Here is a 20,677-nt window from a genome sequence, read left to right as displayed (position 1 = left end):
AAGACAATTTACCTAGTTAATATCTAGTATATCGTATTTTTATTCAGATAGATAGCATATAACTTGTTGGAAAAAATCGGATTTTGTAGCTTTTTTCCCATTTACAAAAGAAGAGCGAAGCATAATCAACATATGCTTCGCTCTATTATTAAAACCAGTTACATTAATTTTACTCTTGCGTGCCTTCAGGACTACGCTTTGGCTGTGAAGTACGAGTACGTTCACGTGATGAGTAATCTCCACGATCTCTGTTGCTGCTGCTGTTATTACTGCTGCGGCCTTCGAAATCACGATTACTGCTGTTACCACGGTATCCACCAGTACGACCATCACGGCTACCTGATCCACCATCTTTACGAGGACCACGGGAACCGCCGCCACCATTGCTGCTGTAACGCTCAAAACGACGCTCTGTACCTGCGCTACCGCCTGAAGCATTAGAACCATATGAACCACCCATACGACGTCCAGAAGAACGAATATCAGGACGACGCTTCTTAGCGCGAAGTGGATCCTCAGGTGTAAGCTCGATGTTGATATCTTTCTTATCGCCAGTTAACAATTGTAAAGCAGCGGCAAGTAGGTTTACCGAATCGTATTGCTCTAGCAATTGAATAGCAACACCTTTATATTGGCTGTGGCCTTCATCTTGCATTGCTTCTAGCAAACGCTGTGCCGTAATTTTTTGTTTACCTTCCATTGCCTCAGCAATACTAGGTAATTGTTTCTTCACAATACGGTGACGTGTTACCTTCTCAATGAAATGAAGATGATCAATTTCACGAGGAGTTACGAATGTCCAAGCTGTTCCTTCTTTACCTGCACGCCCAGTACGACCAATACGGTGTACATAGCTTTCAGGATCTTGAGGAAGGTCAAAGTTAATAACATGCGTTACACCTGATACATCGAGACCACGTGCAGCAACATCAGTTGCTACTAGTACATCAATGCTGCCATCACGGAACTTACGCATAACGTTATCACGTTGATTCTGTGACAAGTCACCATGTAAACCTTCAGCTGCATATCCACGTTTTTGTAATGCTTCTGCTAATTCATCAACACGGCGCTTCGTACGACCAAAGATGATAGCAAGATCAGGTGATTCCATATCAATCAATCTGCTAAGAGCTTCAAACTTTTGTCTTTCATGAACTTCAATGTAGGATTGATCAATTGTTGGAGCACTTACTTGTTTAGGAATTACTGATACATGCTCTGGGTTACGCAAGAATTGTTGCGCAAGCTTCTGAATGTTTGCAGGCATTGTAGCAGAGAAAAGCATAGTGTGACGCTCTGGTGGAACTAGGCTCAAGATCGATTGGATATCATCCATGAAGCCCATGTCAAGCATTTCATCCGCTTCATCAAGTACAACTGTCTGTACATCATCAAGTTTAATTGTTTTACGATTAATATGGTCTAATAAACGACCTGGAGTACCGATAATAATTTGAGGTTTCTTTTTTAATGAACGAATTTGTTTAACAATATCCTGTCCACCATAAATTGGTAATGATCTAATCCCTTTAAAACGACCAAGTTTACCAATTTCTTCTGCAACCTGGATTGCTAATTCACGCGTCGGGCACATAATAAGTGCAACAATCCTGTTTTCAGTTACATCAATTTTATTTACTAATGGAAGACCAAATGCTGCTGTTTTCCCAGTACCTGTCTGTGCTTGGCCAATTAAATCGCGACCTTCCATTGCAAGAGGGATTGTTTTTTCTTGGATCGGTGTAGCTTCCTCAAAACCCATCTCGGTTACTGCACGTAGTACTTTAGGTGATAAATCAAACTCTTGGAACGTCTTCAATATATTCATTCTCCTTTAATTTAAGCAGGCCGAAGCATCGTTGTGTAATGTTCTGTGCTAAGCCTCTTTGTCAATATTACCCTTAAGGACGATATCTATCCGTTTATCTAGTTTAAAGTCATAAAGAAATTATAAGTGTCATTTGTAACAATCTCTATGACCTATAGAAACGCACATCACTCGCAGTTTCCTTCCGAAACTACTCTTACCCAGAAGATAGATCAAGCTTTTCTTCTTGTCTAAAAAATGCAAATGATGCATCCACGATCATTATTCACACATGGGAAAGTCCGTTCTTAAGAATATACCGATACATTATAGCACATGGACTTAGTACAATACCAGTGATGTCAATAAAAGGGCATTAAATGTTTCCACTCGATTTCTATCCTGATATGAATTATACTTGATTATTGTTTCGATATTTTGTAAACGGATGCCTTATAAATAAGCACCGTAATTTTTATGAGGTGAATTATATTGAAAAAATCATTAGACATCCTAGCTATTTTATTTGGAAATTTGGTAATCACCATTGGATTTAACTGGTTTCTAATTCCACACAAATTGCTCAGTGGCGGTGTCTCAGGCGTAGCGATGCTCATAGGTTATTTTACAGATTGGAACATACCGTTGTTATATTTTCTATGTAATTTACCTATCATCATATGGGGACTTGTTGTCATTGGACGCAGGTTCATCATAATCAGTGTCATTTCAGTTATTCTAACAACCTGGTTTTTGGGCATTCTCCCCACAGATGAAGTCGTACATAACTCCATCCTTGCAGCAGTTTCAGGTGGTGTGCTTGTTGGCTTTGGAGCTGGCATACTGCTTCGTATTGGCGGATCTAGCGGAGGCTTTGATATTATCGGGCTGATTCTGACAAGGCGGTATGATTTTCCGCTTGGAATGGTATTAATTGGACTTAATGCAGTTGTTATTTTTATTCTTGGTTATGCAAATGACAATTGGGATCTAGCGTTGAATTCTATGCTCGCGATCTATTTAGCTAGTATGGTTATTGACACCGTTCATATTCGCAATATCAAAGTCACCGCATTTATTGTCACTGCCAAAAAGGAAGAAATGTTAGATACACTACTTCGTTTACCGCGCGGTGTCACAGTTATGAAAGCTGAGGGCGCTTATTCTCAAGTCCCTCATGATGTGCTTATGACAGTCACAACAAAGTACGAATTGGGTGAGCTCAAACGACTTGTTACCGGTGTAGATTCAAGTGCATTTGTTAATATCGTGGAAACAGTTGGTATTTGGGGGAAATTCAATCGTCTTGAATAATTAAGCAACCAGGATCATATAATCATTGTTAACCGCAAAAAGGTGAATCAAACATCCCTGTTAACTACAGTAAAATATGTTATAATGAATACGAATTTCATATAGTTCTGGCTTGCCTTATTATTTTTTCTTTAGCTTTTTCTAATCTTGAGATTGGAAGGGTGATGGAAATGGAAACCGTTAAGTTATCCAGGATTGTAATGAGATTGACACCGGAGCTATATTCCTCACTTACGAATTTCGAGCTTGAATCCGACATCATTCTAAGGTATGGATTTGAGCAGTTGCAAGCGGAGGATGTTCTAGAAATTATTCAGCATAGCATATTTGAACACCGTAAAGACGCCTGGCTACATTAGTCGGCGTTTTTTTCTGTTAACCTGTAAGGATAAAGAAACCGATGAAATCACCCCTTTGGGATTATATACAAATTGTTTTGAGTTTTGTAATAATTAAATTGTGTAGTTTTTCATCATTCATGTTATGATACAAAAAGAGGTGATTATAATGGGTGGTTTTTCTCCATGGCATATTTTAATCGTTGTGCTTGTCGCTTTATTACTATTTGGACCAAACAAATTACCTGAACTTGGACGCAGTTTCGGCAGAATGTTCAGGGAATTCAAGAATGCTACAACTGGAATAATGTCAGATGACAAACAAGACACAAACATTTCCAAAGAAGCTCCTCGTATTGAAGAGGTACAAGTACAGAATAATACTAGTAAATAAGCTACATATCAGCCTAAGCCTGTTGGTTCATAATGAACTAACAGGCTTTTTCTTAATTAGAGTCAAAAGCCCTCTTCTTTCAATAAACATCATGCTTTATAATAAGAATTAGATGAATGATGGGAGAGGAATTCGGCATGGAAATGTTATTAGCATCCTTGTTAATGGTTTGGGGAAATATATCAGCAGCTAATCCTGATGTTTCATTCGAACAACTAGTTCAAGCATCACTAGATTCAAAGAATGCTATTGTTAAAACAGTTGAAACTGTAGCTCCCAATAAACAATCAGGTCCACTCGATTATCTGTTGCCTGAAAGCAAGAATGATCCCCAATCTGATGCGCCTAAAGTAAAAGGAATTTATGTAACATCGAATGTTGCAGGCACCAAAAGGTTTGATAGCTTAGTCAATTTACTTGACCAAACGGAATTGAATGCAATGGTTATTGATATTAAAGATGATTACGGCAATATTACATTTGATACTGGAAATCCCGTCATTCAAGCACTTGGAACAACCAAAAAGAACATCCCTGACATTCATAAACTAACAGCTACTTTAACAGAGCATCAAATTTATCCAATTGGTCGAATTGTTGTATTCAAAGATTCTATCTATGCCAATTCGAAACCAGAGCATTCCTATGTTAGCCCGGATGGAACCGTTTGGAAGAATAATCGCAAGGAAAGCTTCGTTAATCCATATATCAAAGAGATTTGGGATTACAATATTGACGTAGCGAAAGAAGCTGTCAAAGCTGGATTTAAGGAAATTCAATTCGATTATGTCCGGTTTCCAGAAGGATTCGAGAAGAAAGCAGATAGCCTGAAATATACCAAAGACGATCGTTCGAGAATCCAAGTTATTTCAGAGTTTGTTAAATATGCCAAAGAACAACTAGAACCACTTGGTATTCGCGTATCGGTAGATATTTTTGGGTATGCGGCATCTGTACCTGCGGCAGAAGGAATTGGTCAGGATTTTGAGACAATATCAGCTAATGTGGATGTTATTTCTCCGATGATCTATCCTAGTCATTATTCCGAGGGTTGGTTTGGAGCAAAGGTTCCTGATGCTGCCCCATATAAAACAATTAACGGAGCTTCAATTGACACGAATAAAAAGCTAGAAAAACTAAATACAATGAAATTAAAGCCGATTATAAGACCTTGGATTCAAGATTTTACAGCCAGTTGGATTAAAGGTCATATCAAATATGGCAAGCATGAAATTGATGAACAAATTCGTGCTTTAAAAGATAATGGTGTTGAAGAATATTTATTATGGAATGCAGGTAATAATTACACGCAAGATGCTAATTTCTAATACATGGTTGGAACTTATATCTTCATATTCAAAAACAAAGCTCTCTCCCGGATAATCGGAAGAGAGCTTTGTTCTGTAATTTATTATTGTGACAAGCGTACTGCCAACTCATACAGTTCCATATTAAATGGTTTTTTGGTATTGATAACTTTCTCTATATCTGTCGTTACAAGTTCACCATTAATGACGCCACAGCCTTTGCCTGAATCGCCCTCAATTAACTTGCGTACGGCAAAGTCACCTAATCTAGAGCCTAGAACACGGTCATTATGAGTAGGGGTTCCACCACGTTGAATGTGCCCTAGTACTGTAACACGCGCATCGATATCACCCTGTTCCGTGAGGCTCGCTGCAATATCATCCGCTTTACCGTAACCCTCAGCAACAATAACGATACTATGACGTTTACCGTGAGCAAAGTTTTCTTTCATCCGCTCAGCTACCTGCTCAAGCTTAAAAGGTACTTCTGGAACAAGAATCGTTTCAGCTCCACTTGCGAGTCCCGCATATAATGCAATATCTCCGCAATGACGCCCCATTACTTCTACAACAGATGAACGTTCATGTGATGACATTGTATCGCGAAGCTTATTAATCGCATCAACTACAATGCTTACTGCTGTATCGAATCCAATTGTAAAATCAGTATATGCGATATCGTTATCGATCGTTCCAGGAATACCCATTGTTTTGATTCCTAGCTTGGATAACTTGTTCGCACCTTGGTACGATCCGTCACCACCAATTACGATTAGACCATCGATCCCACGCTTCTTCAAGTTCTCAGCGCCTAGCTTCTGACCTTCTTCTGTAAGGAACTCTTTACATCTTGCTGACTGCAGAATTGTTCCACCACGTTGAATGATGTCGCCAACACTTCTAAGATCCATTTCACGAATATCATCGTTCAGCAACCCTTGGTAACCGCGCTGAATTCCGTAGACCTTAAGTCCATGATACAAACCACTTCGAACCACGGCTCGTACTGCTGCATTCATTCCTTGAGAGTCTCCACCACTCGTTAATACTGCAATAGACTTCACTGCTGACATATCCTTATCCTCCTAATATGCGAAAAAATAAAATTCGCGCTCTATATAAATGTGTCTCTAGCCTTGAGTTGATACTTGATCGACTTTAGAACGTATCCACAAAGAATTCAAGAAAAAGAACAAACGGGTCATTGGACTTTTGCGCATTAAGATACGAGAAATCCGTTTGACCTCTGGTTGACTTTTCACTTTGGGATCAGATAAGTATAACGCAAGTAAACCTTCAATAATCATACGATGAAAATTCGGATGTTCCAAACTTAAAATTTTGGAACGTGCATTTTCAACCATGAAAGCAATTCGTTCTGTTGTTTCATTCATACTACTGAAATATGTACAGAAATTCAAATCGCCACCAAGCTTATCTTCCTCTTGATCAATCAGGTAATCGAGTAAAATATGTAACCCGCCAACGTATGGGAAATACGCATCATGAATCCGTTCAACCTCTTGCTCTGACAGATTAGGATCAGCTGAAGCGAGAAACATCATAAAGACTCCTAATGTCGAGCCAGTCGCTGATGCAAATTCATTCCAAGACAGCTCCGGAAAACTGGTTTGATATTCATTCCACCAATTTATTAATGCCTTTTCTCTAAGTTCAATGTTAATATGTTTATAGACTTGTAAATCGATGTAAAGAGAGACAAACTTTCGAATGGATTGCTCGGTTAGTTTGTAAGAAGGTAAGAAACGAATACAATTTTGACACATCATAACCAACTCATGCAAATATCCACCATCATCTTGTTCATTACGCAGTGCATAGTAATTGCTAAGAGTTGCATTTGGATCAATTGCATCGAGCATAGATTGATGCAACAACCGGAAATCTTTTGGATCAAGTGATGTACTTCTATCACATAGATTGTCCAAATAATCACTAATCGTCTGGAAAGCAACAATTAACGGTATCAGATGCTTACGCATCGAAAGATTCGCAGATGCATAAATGGCACCTCCCTGACAGTGGAACTCTTTATGGGTTATACTGTCAATTGCTTGCTTGCGAAGTTCTGGATCAGGAATGCGTTGACTAACTGTAAGCCAGCCTTGCAATTGTTCCTTAACTTCTGGGAGAACGTAACGATACACACGATGCATGAGCGATATTGGACCTGTTGGTATCCGAGCTCTTGAAGTTATATTATAGTTCAACAGACAACCTCCATGCTGTTAATCAAATTACACCTTGAATAATTAACTCAAAATTTATTAGCTGGGTGAATCTAATAGCCATTATAAATGTTCGTCGCATGGTTTTCCAGTATGCATGTTAAGATCTAACTGGATAAGGTGAGAGTTATTGTAATCTTTGCAGAAACTAGGAAGTGTCATATAATTAATACATCGATTATACGGAAAGTAGGTACTTATTAATGGACTATGCTAAGTTTAAAGAAATTATCCTAGGTAGACGCTCTATCCGCAAATTCACTGACGAAAAAGTATCCGTAGCGGATATTCAAGAGATAATTGATTGTGCCAGATACGCCCCTAGTGATACCAATTCACAGACATGGAAGTTTATCGCTGTAATTAACAGTGATAAAATCAAGCATATTGAACAATTAACATGGGATCAGTTAAACGCTAAGGCGGCTGAAGCCGAGAATAAAGGTTTAGTAAGAGAAGCAAAGCTGTTAAATAAATCGTTTGGTCCTTATGCAACTGCATTTGCAAAAGCTCCCGCGCTCATTATTTGCCTAGCGACTCCATATAATTCCAAGTTTCGCGAAAAAATATTCGATCCAATCAACTTAGTCGAACAAGCTGTTTGGGAAGAAGAAGGAATCAAAAGTTCATGCCTTGCTGCGCAGAACCTGATGCTCGCTGCACATGCAAAAGGCTTAGCTACTTGTCCCATGACAGGTCCTGTCCTTCTCGCGCAAAATCAGATCCGTGAATATCTACATATACCAGAAGAATGTCAAATCAACATGGTCATTGCTTTAGGACACCCGACAGCTGACCACCCTAATAAACTACCTCGTAAAGACATTGACGAGATCCTAGAAATCATCGAATAAACAAGACGAGCCGCTAAGCGCGGCTCGTTTACTTTTATCCTATATCCGAATAACATTGGCTGCTTGAGGTCCACGGTTACCTTGTATAATTTCAAACTCAACTTCCTGACCTTCGTCTAAGGTTTTGAAACCTTCTGTTTGAATCGCAGAATAGTGAACAAACACATCTTCGCCACCTTCTACCTGAATGAACCCATAGCCCTTTTCTGCATTAAACCATTTCACTTTCCCTTTCAAATGAACTACCTCCCGTAAAGATTGGAATAACCTAATTATATCATCGCAATTATGCTATACAATGATCAGAGAGTAGGCTGAAATTTTCATTTTATTCTGCTCATCACGATTTGTATTTCTTGCAAACATAAGGCTAGTGCGATATGATGATCCAAAATGTGAATGAAACGGAGTCATCAGCAATGATTAAAAAACATGTCATCTACAAACAAGATAATTGGAATATGCTAACAGTTGAAGTCAATGGAACGAGATATATCGCTAGAGTTATTTCGGACCAATGGGGTGAAGATACACATACTTTTCTGAGCCGTCCTGGATTAATGCAATGGGCAAATGAACGATTTAGCAGTGAGAATTTTGAGGGTACCGAAGAAGAACGTCTTCAAATTATTAGTTCATTTGAACAAGTATAATCTTGACATAGGTTGTATCCTGAATATATAATTCTGATTAAAGATTCAACATATGGTTCTCCAAAGGGGAGTAGCTTAATACGATAAAGTCGTCAATACGAGTGCATGCACTCCGGCTTCATCGGCAACATTTACGTTGTTAGCAAGACCTTTGCCTCGATATTCTATTCAGGCAAAGGTCTTTTTGTGTACACAAAAACTTACAAAAACCTTGTCAGAGCCTGAATGGAAAGAATTCCCCGACACAGTTTCGGGTAATATTTGAACCGATTGTAAGCAAGACTAATATCAAAAAAAAGGGAGTGGACAACAGTATGGAATGGTTTTCAGCAGAATTTTTTACCGCATTATTATCAATTATTATGATTGATCTTGTCCTAGCTGGGGACAATGCAATTGTCATTGGACTTGCAGCAAGAAACGTACCGAAGGAATTACAGAAGAAGGTTGTTTTGTGGGGGACAGTAGGTGCGATTGGTATTCGGATTGTGGCCACAGTCGCCGTTACTTTCTTATTGAAGATACCTGGACTGTTACTACTAGGTGGTTTAATGCTCATATGGATTGCGTACAAATTACTTGTAGATAAGAAAGAACATGACATTGCAGCTAAGAATACAGTCGGAGCAGCAGTTGGTACTATTATTGTGGCAGATGCCGCAATGGGTTTTGATAATGTAATTGCTGTTGCAGGTGCCGCTGAAAGTCATATTGGACTTGTCATTATCGGATTGTTAATTACAGTACCAATCGTGGTATGGGGAAGTACCCTCTTCATTAAACTGATTGATCGTTATCCAGTCATTATCTATGCTGGTTCAGCAGTTCTTGCTTTTACAGCTTCAAAAATGATCATGGATGAACCATTTATTCATAAATTTTTTGAAAACAATCCCGTTCTCAAATATTCAGTAATGGCGATTATAATATTAGCTGTGCTAGTATTAGGTAGAATTAACGCACCAAAGGCTAAACCCCAAGGGAGCTGATTGTACATATGCCAATTGCTGATTCAGTGCTTACGTTTATTATCATTTCATTCGTACTTGCACTCATCATCATTCTTAAGAAAGATTCTTTACCAGTTAAGTTCAAACGTCCATTAGCAATATTTTCACTTGTCCTCATTATTGTATCCTTTGGTCTTATCCTCTTTAGCTTCTTTAACTTTGCATCGGCAAGTTGAAAGGTAGCCAAGCACTCCGCTAGCTATACATTTCTGACTTCGTTATAATGAAGGAAAGAGTCGGTCATACTAGGTGAGAATTGTAAGAACCTAGGAGTGTGATCTACATGCGATTACTAGTATCGGCATTGCTTATGAGCATAATTGCTCAGACCGCGATGCCCCTTCAATCGCAAGCTCAAAATCATTTAAATTCGATTCATAGGAGGGCTCCCATGACACAAATTCCTTCACGTAAAGACGTTCCAGTCGAAAACCGTTGGAAGCTGACGGACCTGCTTGAGAATCAAGCAGCTTGGGACAAAGAGAACAAAGAGGTAAAAGAAAATCTTGCAAAAATCAGCGCATTTCAAGGTAAATTGAGTAATGCAGATGCAATTAAGAAATGTTTTGAACTAGAAGATGAGATTTCTTTGCATACCGAAAGATTATATGTTTATGCCAATATGAAGCATCATGAAGACATGGCAGACCCTACCTATCAAGCATTATCTGAAAAGGCTCGCAAATTAAGTGTAGAAGTAAATGAGAGCCTATCTTTCATTTCGCCAGAAATTTTAGCTTTATCAGATGAACAGCTCCAAACATTAGTTAATGAACCAAGCTTACTCTTGTATCGCAAAACCTTAGAGGATATGATTCGTCAAAAACCACATGTCTTAACAAAATCAGAAGAATCCTTACTCGCAATGGCTGGTAATGTAACAAGTGCCCCTGATACTATTTTTGCGATGATTAACAATGCTGACATGAAGTTCCCTAAAGTTAAGAATGACAAAGGTGAAGAAGTAGAAATGACGCACGGTTCTTATATTCAATTTCTTGAGAGCCGCAATCCAGAAGTTCGTAGAGAAGCGTTCAAAGCGATGTATGCAACCTATGCCAAACAGAAAAACACGCTTGCTGCAACACTAAGTGCTAACATAACCAAAAATCAATTCTACTCCAAAGCTCGTAAATACCCATCAGTTCTCGAAATGTCTCTTTATGGAGACAATATCAATAAAGAAGTGTATACGAATTTAGTGGATACCATCCATGAATCACTACCGCTCCTACATAAGTATATGAACTTGCGTAAGAAACTGCTTAAAGTAGATGAATTGCATATGTACGATTTGTTTACACCTTTGGTAGAACAATTCGACATGGATATTACATACGATCAGGCAAAAGTAATGGTTAAGGATAGTCTTAAGCCACTTGGTGATAACTATCTCAGAATTCTTGAAGATGGCTATTCTAAAGGTTGGATTGACATCTATGAGAATCAAAATAAACGCAGCGGCGCTTACAGCTGGGGAGCATATGGTACACATCCATACGTACTGCTTAATCACAAGGATAATTTGAATTCCATGTTCACGCTTGCACATGAAATGGGTCATGCTATCCATTCCTACTTGTCAGATGAGAACAACCCTTATAGGGATGCTCAATACACGATTTTCCTAGCTGAAGTGGCTTCTACTCTCAATGAAGCACTGCTTATGGATTATCTGCTTGAGAGAACAACTGATCCTAAGGAAAAACTATATCTGTTAACTTATTATGCAGATCAGTTCCGTACAACGGTCTTCCGTCAAACGATGTTTGCCGAATTCGAAATGATCACACATCATAAAGTAGAACAAGGGGAATCGCTAACAGCACAAGATTTCAGCCAAATTTATTATGATCTTAACTTACAATATCATGGTAAAGAAATGACTGTAGATCAAGATATTGAAATGGAGTGGGCACGTATTCCTCACTTCTACAACTCCTTCTACGTCTATAAATATGCAACTGGATTCTCCGCTGCAACGAGCTTCGCCAAGCAAATCCTTGATGAAGGCCAGCCTGCAGTAGAGCGTTACCTTGGCTTCCTCAAAAGCGGCGGCAGCGACTATTCCATCAATATTCTTAAACGCGCGGGTGTCGACATGTCCACACCTGAACCGATTAAACAAGCGATGAGTGTCTTCTCCTCTATTCTGGATCAGATCGAAGAGCTAACTAAATAACAAGCTACACATACCAAAGGGGATGTCCTAAGCGTCATACATATGACGTGAGGACATCCCCTTTGTAGTCTAAAGTTATATTCTGTGTTAAACAAGGCAGAACTACAATCAAATCACGGTATGAGTTTTTCACCCGCCACGGTAGTTATAACAGACCGACTCCTACCGCAGCAAGTCCTCCAAGAATAGATGCTAGTATATTAACTGCATCATTATTCAGCCACTGAACCCCACGAACCTGAATAGCAGGTTGATCACAATGGATTGTTTTCTCAACCTCTTTGGCGCACACACGGCAGCGATACATGACTTGCCATACGGCTCCAATCCATGAATCAGCTATTGAGCCGATTAGTCCACCGACTAGACCAACCATTAATACCGTGACAAGTCCAATCTCCATATTTATCCCCATTTGAACAAACAACCAGGACACAGCACCAATAAATAATCCTCCTGAAGCTGATGCAGCAAGTCCAAGTAGCGTAACCCCACCTGATGTACCAGGAGATACCTTGCGACCATTGACAATGGATCGTGGCATGCTGCGACTTAGACTCCCGATTTCTGTCGCCCAAGTATCCGCTGTTACGGCAGCCATAACACCAACAAACGCGATCCACCACAACGGATCTGTCCAAATGGCACTTAGAACACATAAAAGTAGAGCAATCCCTCCATTAGCTGCAACCTGTCCCATATCTCGGTTACCACTCTTCGCATAGCCGCTTTCAGCCTCAGCTTTCCTTCGCTGCTTAACCTTCGTCAGTAATGTTGAAGATACAAAAAAGGCAATTAGCGTGCCATACCAAGCAATTGACCCTGTTGCAAACATAATCGTACCTAACAACACTGCCCCAATCGCACCACTAATTGTTAGCGATCGCTTCCTATATGCCGCACCTGCAATCAAGAGACTGCCTATAAATCCAATTAACCATTCATTCATTAATTTCAGGTTCTCCTCTTATGTTGTTTAAAAAAGCTTCCACCTCCACTTGTACAGTGGTTTAGGAAGCAGCTAAAGGTATTATGAAATTGATTCGTATGTATTTGGTATTAATTACGCCAACTCAATGATAGATCTGCCTACTTCTTGATTATCCCATTGCAAGCTGATCGCATCCCCGTGATTAATCGCGCCTACGCCAGCAGGAGTACCTGTGTAAATAATGTCTCCCTCACCAAGCCCATATTTGGCAGCAATATAATCAACAAGAACCTGAAGGTTAAATATCATGTCCTGCACATTACCTCGCTGTACAATCTGATCATTGATAAGAAGTGTAAAGTCCGTAGACTCAATTGCCTTCATCCCAGGATTCGGAACAAACGATGTAAGCAAAGCAGAGTTCAGAAAGCCCTTAGCTTTAGTCCAAGGATGTCCTTTCTTCTTCAGATCAGTCTGTACATCTCGCAGTGTAAGATCAACACCAAGTGCGATGCCATCAATCAGTTCATCCACTTGTACTCCTGGTGTATAAGATTGACCAACTCTAATGACTAGCTCACCTTCGTAATGCACTTCCCCAACTTGACCTGGCAAAGTCACAACCTCACCATTCATATACGTAATAGCGTGCGTTGGTTTCATGAAAATCATTGGCTCTTTGGGAACGACATTACCAAGCTCTGCTGCATGTAAGGCATAGTTACGTCCAACACAATATATGTTCCTTATATCGTTATTCATCTCACTCTACCACCTTGATGTATAAATTAGATTATTTAGTCGTAACCTTACCTGTTCCATCTCCTAGTAGTTCTACTTTCGCGCCGATTGATATGGATGAAATTCGTTTTAATAATTCATCCGCCTTATTGCCAATCATCGGTTTAGGCAATGCGTATTGCGTTAGAACCGGTACAATATTGATCTCGCTATTCCCGTCTTTGGTCATGGTTACTTGCAGAATAGCCGTCTCTAATGTCTTCGGATATTCATTTGTGCTAAATATAAAATTACCTAATGAATAAGCAATCCACTTTCCTTTGTATTGCTCGAAGCCCTGAAGTACATGAGGGTGACTGCCAACGATCAAATCTGCTCCGGCATCGATAAAGCGCATGGCCAGATTTTTCTGTTCCTTGCTCCGCATATCCTCACGTTCTATACCCCAATGCGCAATAACAATAACGACATCTGCTTCCTGCTTTGCATTAGCAATTGCTTTCTCAGCATCAGTTGGGTTATACACTTGTGTGAGTCCAGGTCCATTCTTGGTAGCCTTCCAGCTTGCTTCAGGAATAACATGTGAAAGACCAAGAAAAGCTAACTTCATGCCATTCTTCTCCATAATCACGGGTTGATAAGCCTCTTCGATATTCTTACCTGCACCTACATGAGCTATTGCTGCGTCATCTAAGTGTTTTAGAGTGTCTAATAGCCCATCAGGTCCACGATCCATGGAATGGTTATTAGCAAGATTCACAAGATCAATACCTGCGGCAGCAAGTGGTGGTAGTGCTTCTGGAGATGATTGGTATGAGTATTCTTTGATCTGCTTCGTGCCATTCTTCGTTATAGGTGTCTCCAAGTTCGCAATCGATAAATCCGCCTGCTCAAAAAACGATTTGACATGGGTATACGGATAATCATACCCTTGCTCCTTCAAGATCCCCTCGACCTTATCGGACATCATGACATCACCAACAAATGTCATTGTAACTGATCCATTTCCCTTGTCTTGTGCTTGATGCTCAATTACAGGGGACGATGTTGGTGTAGACTTCGGCTTTGGTGAAGGCGTAACTGGCTCACCTGAGGGTTTAGGAGTGGGGGAAGCTGATACGATCCCGCCACTTGCTTGATTGTTCTGTTCACCATTCTGCGATCCCATATCTCCATTCCATTTCCACACGAAAAGAGCGACTAGAACAAGGACAATCGGAATGGATATAGAAAAAAACAGGATGCCCGATTTCTTGGCTTTCGGAGGCTTTCGCCGTCTATTCGATCTGGGCTCCAAATGCATAACCTCATTTCTTCTATATTAAGTAAATTATATTAAACCATTCGCTAGATTACAATTGATTTAGTGAAGACCTACTTTATGTAAGCAGTAAATTAACTTTTTTGTGTTATAATAAAGGGATGACTTACACGATAGGATATTCTTTTCAATTCTAATTCATTTCGAAGCAGGAAAAGAGGAATCGTCTATGGAGCGTTGGAAAATCAATCTAGGTGTACTCTGGTTCGGGCAATTTATGGTTATGAGCGGCATGACGATGATCGTCCCCTTCTTACCTTTATATTTGCAGCAAGATTTAGGTATGACCGATTTACATCAGGTTTCGACATGGGCAGGAATCATTTTTGCAGGAAATTTTGTCACTGCATTTATCTTTCAACCCATATGGGGCGGCGTAGCTGACCGTTACGGACGTAAAATGATGCTGCTGCGCTCTGGATTTGGCATGGCTATTGTAATGGTCTTAATGGGATTTGCCACGAGTGCTTGGCAGTTACTTGGCTTGCGCTTATTAAACGGTGTTATTTCCGGCTACATGCCAGCAGCTGTTGCTTTGATGTCGACAAATACACCTAGAGAGAAAATGGGCTTCGCCCTTGGAACTTTGCAGTCAGGTGCAGTTGCAGGCTCCATTCTTGGGCCATTTATCGGTGGACTACTTGCAGATGCCGTTGGATTTCGCAGTATTTTTTACATAACCGGTACGTTACTTGTGATCGGAACGACATTATCATGGATATTTGTCAAAGAGAAATTTGACGTGAAGGAAGCAGCGAAGAAACCTAAAGTATCACTTAAACAAGCTTGGCTGGACTTAAAGCATATCAAGCAATTACCTTCACTTTATGCTGTAACCTTATTAATTCAGTTCGCTATGCAAAGCTCGCTACCACTCATGCCATTATTCGTGGCTGAACTACTTAATGGACGGACAGAGAATTTAGCCTTTCTTGCAGGCTTTGTCTCATCAATCACCGGTTTCTCTAACATGATTGCCTCTCCGCTTCTTGGGAAATGGTCAGACCGGATTGGCTCAGAGAAGATTTTGTTCTTCTCGTTAATTGGGGCTGGTTTATCCTTCATCCCTCAAGCACTCGTACACAATGTATGGCAGCTCTTTGCAGCAAGATTCTTCCTCGGTATATTCTTAGGTGGTCTATTGCCAACTGTAAACTCTTTGATTCGTAAATATACACCAAACGGTATGGAAAGCCGCTCGTATTCGTTCAATGCAAGCGCACTTTCCTTCGGAAACATGATTGGCCCCGTGTTTGGCGGTATTATATCTGGCTATCTTGGTGGAATCAGAGGTGTATTCTACTTCACAACCGTTATGCTATTATTGAATGCTGTATGGGCCTATTTTACACTAGTCCGCTCTAGAGCAGCATCACTTAACTCTCGCGATAGCTAACCCATCAAATGAAGGTATCATCGCACTCTCAAGGCGCGGGTCTGAAGCAAACTGACGATTAAAGTCACGCATAGCTTCAACTGCTTTCTTATTCACCTCAGGATCGATTGTACGACCGCGCATAAGTAGATTATCTCCGACGATAATCGCACCAGTATTGGCTAGTTTTATTGCCCACTCTAAGTAGTTTGGATAGTTAATTTTGTCAGCATCGATAAAAAAGAAATCAAACGTACGGCCTTCACTTGCTAATTGAGCTAAGCTATCTAATGCGGGCCCCACACGATATTCCACAATGTCACCAAAACCTGCTTCATGTATATTACGTGCAGCCAAATCAGCAAAATCCTGACGAATCTCAAGTGAAACGAGCTTACTCGTCACAGAATCCCACTTCGAATTACTTACTGTTAAGCCGCGTGCTAAGCATATACCACTATAGCCACCTAACGCGCCGATTTCGAGTGCAGTATGACTTCCTGATATGTTGATAAGAAGCGTTAAGAGCTTCCCATACGCTGGATCAACTGATATTTGGGGAAGATTATGTTCAGCAAGACTGGCTTGTACATTAAGTAAATCTCGATCAGGTTCATATAAACCTGCTAAGTAAGACTCTGGTGTTAAATTTTCAGATAAAGTAGGGTGTTGATGTTCAAGATTGTCTTGCATAATTGACATCCTCCTTGATTGTTCAATAAATGTATTGTATGGTTTTTGCGTGAGATGTACAAGAAAGGACGATATACTCCGTGACACAAATAGAACTAATTGCTACTTCACCTATGGGGCTAGAAGCCATCGTCGCACGAGAAATTCGCGATCTAGGCTATGACGAGGTTACCGTTGAGAACGGAAGAGTTACATTCATGGGAGATGAATTAGCGATTTGCAGAGCCAATCTATGGCTACGTACAGCAGATCGTATTCTGATCAAAATGGGACAGTTCAAAGCAACGACGTTCGATGAACTGTTTGAGGGAACGAAAGCTTTACCATGGCCAGACTGGATTCCTGAAGATGCTGAATTCCCCGTGAATGGTCGATCACACAAATCACAGCTTTCGTCTGTCCCTGCATGTCAAGGGATTGTGAAGAAAGCTATTGTTGAGAAAATGAAGGGTACCTACGGTACAGAATGGTTCGATGAAACAGGCGCCCGTTATGTAATTGAAGTGGCACTTCTGAATGACATTGCCACACTAACACTTGATACTACTGGAGCTAGTCTTCATAAGCGCGGCTATCGCAAGCTCGTGACAGAAGCACCAATGAAAGAAACAATGGCAGCAGCTATTGTACTACTATCGCGCTGGCGTGCGGAACGCCCGTTATTCGATCCGTTCTGCGGTAGTGGAACAATACCGATTGAAGCAGCGATGATCGCATGGAACATCGCTCCAGGTCTACGTCGTAGCTTCGATGCAGAAGAGTGGGACGCGGTGCCAACGTCACTATGGGAGCAAGCGCGTGAAGAAGCGTACGACTTGGTTCAAGACGATCAGCCACTGGACATCGTCGGCTCCGACATCGATCCTTATGCGATCGATGTTGCCCTTGCCGCCGCTAAAGCGGCAGGACTTGCGAAGGAGCTCCGCTTCCGCGTTGAGTCCGTAGCTCAGGCTCGCCCCCGCGGCGACTATGGCTGCCTGATCACCAACCCGCCATACGGCGAACGACTTGGTGATATAGGCGATGCTGAACGTGTGCTACGCCATCTTGGCTTACTTGCTCGCGGTCTACCGACTTGGAGCGTATTCGTATTCAGCCCGGCAAAGCAGCTTGAGAAGCTCATGGATCGCAAAACGGACAAGAATCGTAAGCTTTATAACGGCCGTATTGAGTGTAATCTAGCTCAATTCTTAGGACCACTTCCGCCTCGTGATTGGCAGAATCCTAACTTTACTACTGATTTTTAGAATAAATTGCACGAAACAGGGACTATCCTTTAAGTCGAACGATGACTTATGGATAGTCCCTATCTTTTGTTAGATTAAACCATCAATAAATCTAATACGTCCAAACCTCTGTGGAATATGAAAGTTGTAAGCACCCGTTGGTGACCATGCCATGTATTGATCGGATGATTCCTGCTCACCTCTGTCAATTCGGTAAAAGTTAATGAGCCATTCATCCTTCAAAGAAGGAGTACCACCTCTAAAATTACTGAATGGGATTTGCCAATAATAACTCCAGTACTTGCGATCCTCATTCGAAGGCATAACGTTAGTTAGCCATCCTTCGGCATTCCAGCTTGTATTAACTGTTTTCTGCGTATGAAGATCATTATGTATAATTGCATCAAATTGAACATTAAGGGGACTTAATTCGAACTCTTTGTATGTATCTAGGGCACATGTCTCGCTAATAAACACTTCCACAACATCTTCATTGTAGATCGGATCATCATGCTCCGTCATCGTAGCGACAATTCGATCATCTTCACAATCAAATCGGATTAATAAAGCAGTTGATGTCCAGAATGCCCGTACAGTAGTCATTAGGCTTGGGGAGCCGCCTGATTGCGTATCCACTAAGTGAATTGATTTAGCTTCCTTCCATAGCTCCTCATCTTCGACTCTCGACACAACCTGCTCCTGAAGCTGACAGTTATAAATAGGTAGGGGTGGTAACACCAGAATCATCTCTTTTCTATGATATTGATCTGTTATTGATCTGTTATTGATCTGTTATTGATCAGTTATTGATCAGTTATTCTATTGATCTGTTATTGACTCTCTGTCAGTGTCTTACGACCTGCCTGTGCTGCGCGTTTATCAAATACCTTACCACCTGCTCTATACCAGAAGCTTGCAAGTAGAGAAACACACGCCATGATAATAAATAACACTGAACCACTGTATGCTGTTAGGATCAATCCCCCAACCGTAGGTCCAATAAATTGTCCCAATGAATTAAAGGACTGAGCACCAAAATACGTGCCTCTTAAATGCTCTGGAGCCAGTCGATCCATTAACATACTGCCAGCAGGGTAATTCATGATTTCACCAAGTGTGAATATAACCATCGATAGGATCCAAGCAAACCAACTATCTGATATCGCAAATCCGATAAAGCCTAAGGCAAATAGAATATTACCAAAGTGAATACTAAATAAGGGTGACTTACGTTCAACCAGAATAGACAGCGGGACTTGCAAGGCGATAACCGTAATTGCATTTACACTCATTAATATCGCAAATAAGGTAACACCATCCGGAAAGCTTCCTTGTAAATATTGTGAAAGCGTCACAATCATTTGTGAATAACCAATCGCTACGATGATTCCCCCAACAATAAATAAGCGGAGTGCTCTATCCCTAAGAATGATTCGAAAGGCATCAACAAGCTTGACTTCCTCATTCTTTTTGCCTTCAATCTTTTTAATTCCAAAATATTGGAGTACAGCATATAAACTGATCGAATAAATGAAATAAATAATACCTGTGATGAAAAAGGCATTGGCACCTGCACTTAAGCCAAAATATGCGCCGATTAGTGGACCAATTGCTACCCCTAGATTAGCAGCCAAGTAGCGTAAGGAGAACATTTTCATACGTTTCTCGGGAGGAGTCACGTCTGCCATTAACGCTTGGGAAACTGGCTCAAAGAAGGATCGACATAAGCCATTTAGAATATTAAGCAACATGAATAACAAGGGATGATGGACAACTGCAAATAGAATAAATACCCCGCTCCAAGCGAACAATGCAATGAACATAATGACCCTTCGTCCAAAGCGATCGGATAAATTCCCTCCAATAAATCCACCAAATGTAGATGCTAACGAACCCACTCCAATGACAATTCCGATTTCCATGGCTGACATTTGAGTCGTTTGGCTTAAATAAAGTGCCAGAAATGGCATACTCATCGAAGTAGCTGTTCTGGCAAGTACAACCCCAATTACTAAGCTATACACAATCGGATGAAAAGAAGAAAAATCACGAAAAACTCGAAATAACCGCATATAGCCTCCCCTCGTAAATGTTACCTTGAACATTCACCCTTTTGTAGATATAGACGCCATTATACTCCGATTGCAATTATTTTCAATATATTTCAAATACATTTATCTCAATTCTCTGTCACATTGAAGGACCATTGCATAACAGCCTTGGAGCATTAATGTAAGTATTTGTAAATTAATTAACCATTGGAATATAATTAATATTAT

General features: G+C 40.5%; 21 protein-coding genes. 11 read left to right on the top strand and 10 right to left on the bottom strand.

Features of this window, described 5'->3' with window-relative positions; translation table 11 throughout:
- Nucleotides 1–169: 169 nt before the first annotated feature.
- On the bottom strand, nucleotides 170–1,822 hold the full coding sequence (gene cshA / locus AC1DOK_RS19860; protein WP_477556060.1) for a degradosome RNA helicase CshA: 1,653 nt from the start codon (nucleotides 1,820–1,822) through the stop codon (nucleotides 170–172).
- Nucleotides 1,823–2,299: 477 nt separating this feature from the next.
- On the opposite strand from cshA, the gene AC1DOK_RS19855 reads away from it, so the two are divergent.
- From AC1DOK_RS19855 to AC1DOK_RS19840, 4 genes are all read left to right on the top strand, one after another.
- Nucleotides 2,300–3,124 (top strand): YitT family protein, encoded by an 825-nt coding sequence (locus tag AC1DOK_RS19855; protein ID WP_477556101.1) that lies wholly within the window; start codon nucleotides 2,300–2,302, stop codon nucleotides 3,122–3,124.
- 200 nt (nucleotides 3,125–3,324) lie between these two features.
- Entirely contained in the window at nucleotides 3,325–3,483 is a 159-nt protein-coding gene (locus AC1DOK_RS19850) for a hypothetical protein (protein ID WP_477556059.1), read from the top strand.
- 124 nt (nucleotides 3,484–3,607) lie between these two features.
- Nucleotides 3,608–3,856 (top strand): twin-arginine translocase TatA/TatE family subunit, encoded by a 249-nt coding sequence (tatA, locus tag AC1DOK_RS19845; RefSeq protein ID WP_477556058.1) that lies wholly within the window; start codon nucleotides 3,608–3,610, stop codon nucleotides 3,854–3,856.
- Between the two features lie 137 nt (nucleotides 3,857–3,993).
- Complete coding sequence (locus tag AC1DOK_RS19840) at nucleotides 3,994–5,184, top strand: putative glycoside hydrolase (RefSeq protein WP_477556057.1); 1,191 nt, start codon at nucleotides 3,994–3,996, stop codon at nucleotides 5,182–5,184.
- A gap of 83 nt (nucleotides 5,185–5,267) precedes the next feature.
- Here AC1DOK_RS19840 and pfkA read toward each other — a convergent pair whose 3' ends face one another.
- Nucleotides 5,268–6,236, bottom strand: coding sequence for a 6-phosphofructokinase (pfkA, locus tag AC1DOK_RS19835; protein WP_477556056.1), 969 nt, complete (start codon nucleotides 6,234–6,236; stop codon nucleotides 5,268–5,270).
- A gap of 57 nt (nucleotides 6,237–6,293) precedes the next feature.
- Complete coding sequence (locus tag AC1DOK_RS19830; RefSeq protein ID WP_477556100.1) at nucleotides 6,294–7,340, bottom strand: tetraprenyl-beta-curcumene synthase family protein; 1,047 nt, start codon at nucleotides 7,338–7,340, stop codon at nucleotides 6,294–6,296.
- A gap of 275 nt (nucleotides 7,341–7,615) precedes the next feature.
- Here AC1DOK_RS19830 and AC1DOK_RS19825 point away from each other — a divergent pair, with 275 nt between their 5' ends.
- Nucleotides 7,616–8,266 carry a nitroreductase family protein gene (locus AC1DOK_RS19825; RefSeq protein WP_477556055.1) on the top strand — a complete coding sequence of 217 codons (651 nt, stop codon included), beginning with the start codon at nucleotides 7,616–7,618 and terminating at the stop codon, nucleotides 8,264–8,266.
- Nucleotides 8,267–8,305: 39 nt separating this feature from the next.
- Here the strand turns inward: AC1DOK_RS19825 and AC1DOK_RS19820 are convergent, their stop codons facing one another.
- The gene (locus AC1DOK_RS19820; RefSeq protein ID WP_477556054.1) at nucleotides 8,306–8,503 is read right to left on the bottom strand and encodes a cold shock domain-containing protein; all 198 of its coding nucleotides are present in this window, start codon (nucleotides 8,501–8,503) and stop codon (nucleotides 8,306–8,308) included.
- A 182-nt stretch (nucleotides 8,504–8,685) separates the two neighbouring features.
- On the opposite strand from AC1DOK_RS19820, the gene AC1DOK_RS19815 reads away from it, so the two are divergent.
- The 4 genes from AC1DOK_RS19815 (at nucleotide 8,686) to pepF (ending at nucleotide 12,111) form a co-directional block, all read left to right on the top strand.
- On the top strand, nucleotides 8,686–8,919 hold the full coding sequence (locus AC1DOK_RS19815) for a hypothetical protein (protein WP_477556053.1): 234 nt from the start codon (nucleotides 8,686–8,688) through the stop codon (nucleotides 8,917–8,919).
- 314 nt (nucleotides 8,920–9,233) lie between these two features.
- Nucleotides 9,234–9,908 carry a TerC family protein gene (locus tag AC1DOK_RS19810; protein ID WP_477556052.1) on the top strand — a complete coding sequence of 225 codons (675 nt, stop codon included), beginning with the start codon at nucleotides 9,234–9,236 and terminating at the stop codon, nucleotides 9,906–9,908.
- A gap of 8 nt (nucleotides 9,909–9,916) precedes the next feature.
- Entirely contained in the window at nucleotides 9,917–10,105 is a 189-nt protein-coding gene (locus AC1DOK_RS19805) for a hypothetical protein (RefSeq protein ID WP_477556051.1), read from the top strand.
- Nucleotides 10,106–10,320: 215 nt separating this feature from the next.
- The gene (pepF, locus tag AC1DOK_RS19800; RefSeq protein ID WP_477556050.1) at nucleotides 10,321–12,111 is read left to right on the top strand and encodes an oligoendopeptidase F; all 1,791 of its coding nucleotides are present in this window, start codon (nucleotides 10,321–10,323) and stop codon (nucleotides 12,109–12,111) included.
- A 145-nt stretch (nucleotides 12,112–12,256) separates the two neighbouring features.
- Here the strand turns inward: pepF and AC1DOK_RS19795 are convergent, their stop codons facing one another.
- The 3 genes from AC1DOK_RS19795 to AC1DOK_RS19785 all read right to left on the bottom strand — a co-directional run bounded on the left by AC1DOK_RS19795 (nucleotide 12,257) and on the right by AC1DOK_RS19785 (nucleotide 15,086).
- The gene (locus AC1DOK_RS19795; protein WP_477556049.1) at nucleotides 12,257–13,060 is read right to left on the bottom strand and encodes a DUF92 domain-containing protein; all 804 of its coding nucleotides are present in this window, start codon (nucleotides 13,058–13,060) and stop codon (nucleotides 12,257–12,259) included.
- A gap of 114 nt (nucleotides 13,061–13,174) precedes the next feature.
- Nucleotides 13,175–13,804: a fumarylacetoacetate hydrolase family protein gene (locus tag AC1DOK_RS19790; protein WP_477556048.1), complete on the bottom strand. Its 630-nt coding sequence runs from the start codon at nucleotides 13,802–13,804 to the stop codon at nucleotides 13,175–13,177.
- Nucleotides 13,805–13,835: 31 nt separating this feature from the next.
- The gene (locus tag AC1DOK_RS19785) at nucleotides 13,836–15,086 is read right to left on the bottom strand and encodes a CapA family protein (RefSeq protein WP_477556047.1); all 1,251 of its coding nucleotides are present in this window, start codon (nucleotides 15,084–15,086) and stop codon (nucleotides 13,836–13,838) included.
- Nucleotides 15,087–15,273: 187 nt separating this feature from the next.
- Here AC1DOK_RS19785 and AC1DOK_RS19780 point away from each other — a divergent pair, with 187 nt between their 5' ends.
- A complete protein-coding gene (locus AC1DOK_RS19780) occupies nucleotides 15,274–16,500 on the top strand; it encodes an MFS transporter (protein ID WP_477556046.1) in 1,227 nt (408 codons plus the stop codon).
- On the opposite strand, the gene AC1DOK_RS19775 is transcribed toward AC1DOK_RS19780, so the two are convergent.
- A complete protein-coding gene (locus tag AC1DOK_RS19775; RefSeq protein ID WP_477556045.1) occupies nucleotides 16,477–17,172 on the bottom strand; it encodes an O-methyltransferase in 696 nt (231 codons plus the stop codon). The two genes, AC1DOK_RS19780 and AC1DOK_RS19775, sit on opposite strands and share 24 nt — an antisense overlap.
- A gap of 80 nt (nucleotides 17,173–17,252) precedes the next feature.
- Between AC1DOK_RS19775 and AC1DOK_RS19770 the strand changes: the two genes are divergently transcribed.
- Nucleotides 17,253–18,419 carry a THUMP domain-containing class I SAM-dependent RNA methyltransferase gene (locus tag AC1DOK_RS19770; protein ID WP_477556044.1) on the top strand — a complete coding sequence of 389 codons (1,167 nt, stop codon included), beginning with the start codon at nucleotides 17,253–17,255 and terminating at the stop codon, nucleotides 18,417–18,419.
- 69 nt (nucleotides 18,420–18,488) lie between these two features.
- Here AC1DOK_RS19770 and AC1DOK_RS19765 read toward each other — a convergent pair whose 3' ends face one another.
- Nucleotides 18,489–19,088, bottom strand: coding sequence for a carbohydrate-binding family 9-like protein (locus AC1DOK_RS19765; protein ID WP_477556043.1), 600 nt, complete (start codon nucleotides 19,086–19,088; stop codon nucleotides 18,489–18,491).
- Between the two features lie 140 nt (nucleotides 19,089–19,228).
- Complete coding sequence (locus AC1DOK_RS19760; protein WP_477556042.1) at nucleotides 19,229–20,470, bottom strand: MDR family MFS transporter; 1,242 nt, start codon at nucleotides 20,468–20,470, stop codon at nucleotides 19,229–19,231.
- Nucleotides 20,471–20,677 lie beyond the last annotated feature (207 nt).

It is taken from the genome of Paenibacillus sp. P5_B5 (assembly GCF_056400365.1).
Note: the sequence above shows the minus strand (reverse complement) of the source record. Positions and strands in the feature narration are given on the sequence as shown.

What these genes read in the sequence shown, in the direction of transcription:
- AC1DOK_RS19850 (WP_477556059.1), top strand. Translation starts at nt 3,325, where the DNA reads ATGAGATTGACACCGGAGCTATATTCCTCACTTACGAATTTCGAGCTT.
- tatA (WP_477556058.1), top strand. Translation starts at nt 3,608, where the DNA reads ATGATACAAAAAGAGGTGATTATAATGGGTGGTTTTTCTCCATGGCAT.
- AC1DOK_RS19840 (WP_477556057.1), top strand. Translation starts at nt 3,994, where the DNA reads ATGGAAATGTTATTAGCATCCTTGTTAATGGTTTGGGGAAATATATCA.
- pfkA (WP_477556056.1), bottom strand. Translation starts at nt 6,236, where the DNA reads ATGTCAGCAGTGAAGTCTATTGCAGTATTAACGAGTGGTGGAGACTCT.
- AC1DOK_RS19830 (WP_477556100.1), bottom strand. Translation starts at nt 7,340, where the DNA reads ATGCATCGTGTGTATCGTTACGTTCTCCCAGAAGTTAAGGAACAATTG.
- AC1DOK_RS19825 (WP_477556055.1), top strand. Translation starts at nt 7,616, where the DNA reads ATGGACTATGCTAAGTTTAAAGAAATTATCCTAGGTAGACGCTCTATC.
- AC1DOK_RS19815 (WP_477556053.1), top strand. Translation starts at nt 8,686, where the DNA reads ATGATTAAAAAACATGTCATCTACAAACAAGATAATTGGAATATGCTA.
- AC1DOK_RS19810 (WP_477556052.1), top strand. Translation starts at nt 9,234, where the DNA reads ATGGAATGGTTTTCAGCAGAATTTTTTACCGCATTATTATCAATTATT.
- AC1DOK_RS19805 (WP_477556051.1), top strand. Translation starts at nt 9,917, where the DNA reads ATGCCAATTGCTGATTCAGTGCTTACGTTTATTATCATTTCATTCGTA.
- pepF (WP_477556050.1), top strand. Translation starts at nt 10,321, where the DNA reads ATGACACAAATTCCTTCACGTAAAGACGTTCCAGTCGAAAACCGTTGG.
- AC1DOK_RS19795 (WP_477556049.1), bottom strand. Translation starts at nt 13,060, where the DNA reads ATGAATGAATGGTTAATTGGATTTATAGGCAGTCTCTTGATTGCAGGT.
- AC1DOK_RS19790 (WP_477556048.1), bottom strand. Translation starts at nt 13,804, where the DNA reads ATGAATAACGATATAAGGAACATATATTGTGTTGGACGTAACTATGCC.
- AC1DOK_RS19785 (WP_477556047.1), bottom strand. Translation starts at nt 15,086, where the DNA reads ATGCATTTGGAGCCCAGATCGAATAGACGGCGAAAGCCTCCGAAAGCC.
- AC1DOK_RS19780 (WP_477556046.1), top strand. Translation starts at nt 15,274, where the DNA reads ATGGAGCGTTGGAAAATCAATCTAGGTGTACTCTGGTTCGGGCAATTT.
- AC1DOK_RS19775 (WP_477556045.1), bottom strand. Translation starts at nt 17,172, where the DNA reads ATGCAAGACAATCTTGAACATCAACACCCTACTTTATCTGAAAATTTA.
- AC1DOK_RS19760 (WP_477556042.1), bottom strand. Translation starts at nt 20,470, where the DNA reads ATGCGGTTATTTCGAGTTTTTCGTGATTTTTCTTCTTTTCATCCGATT.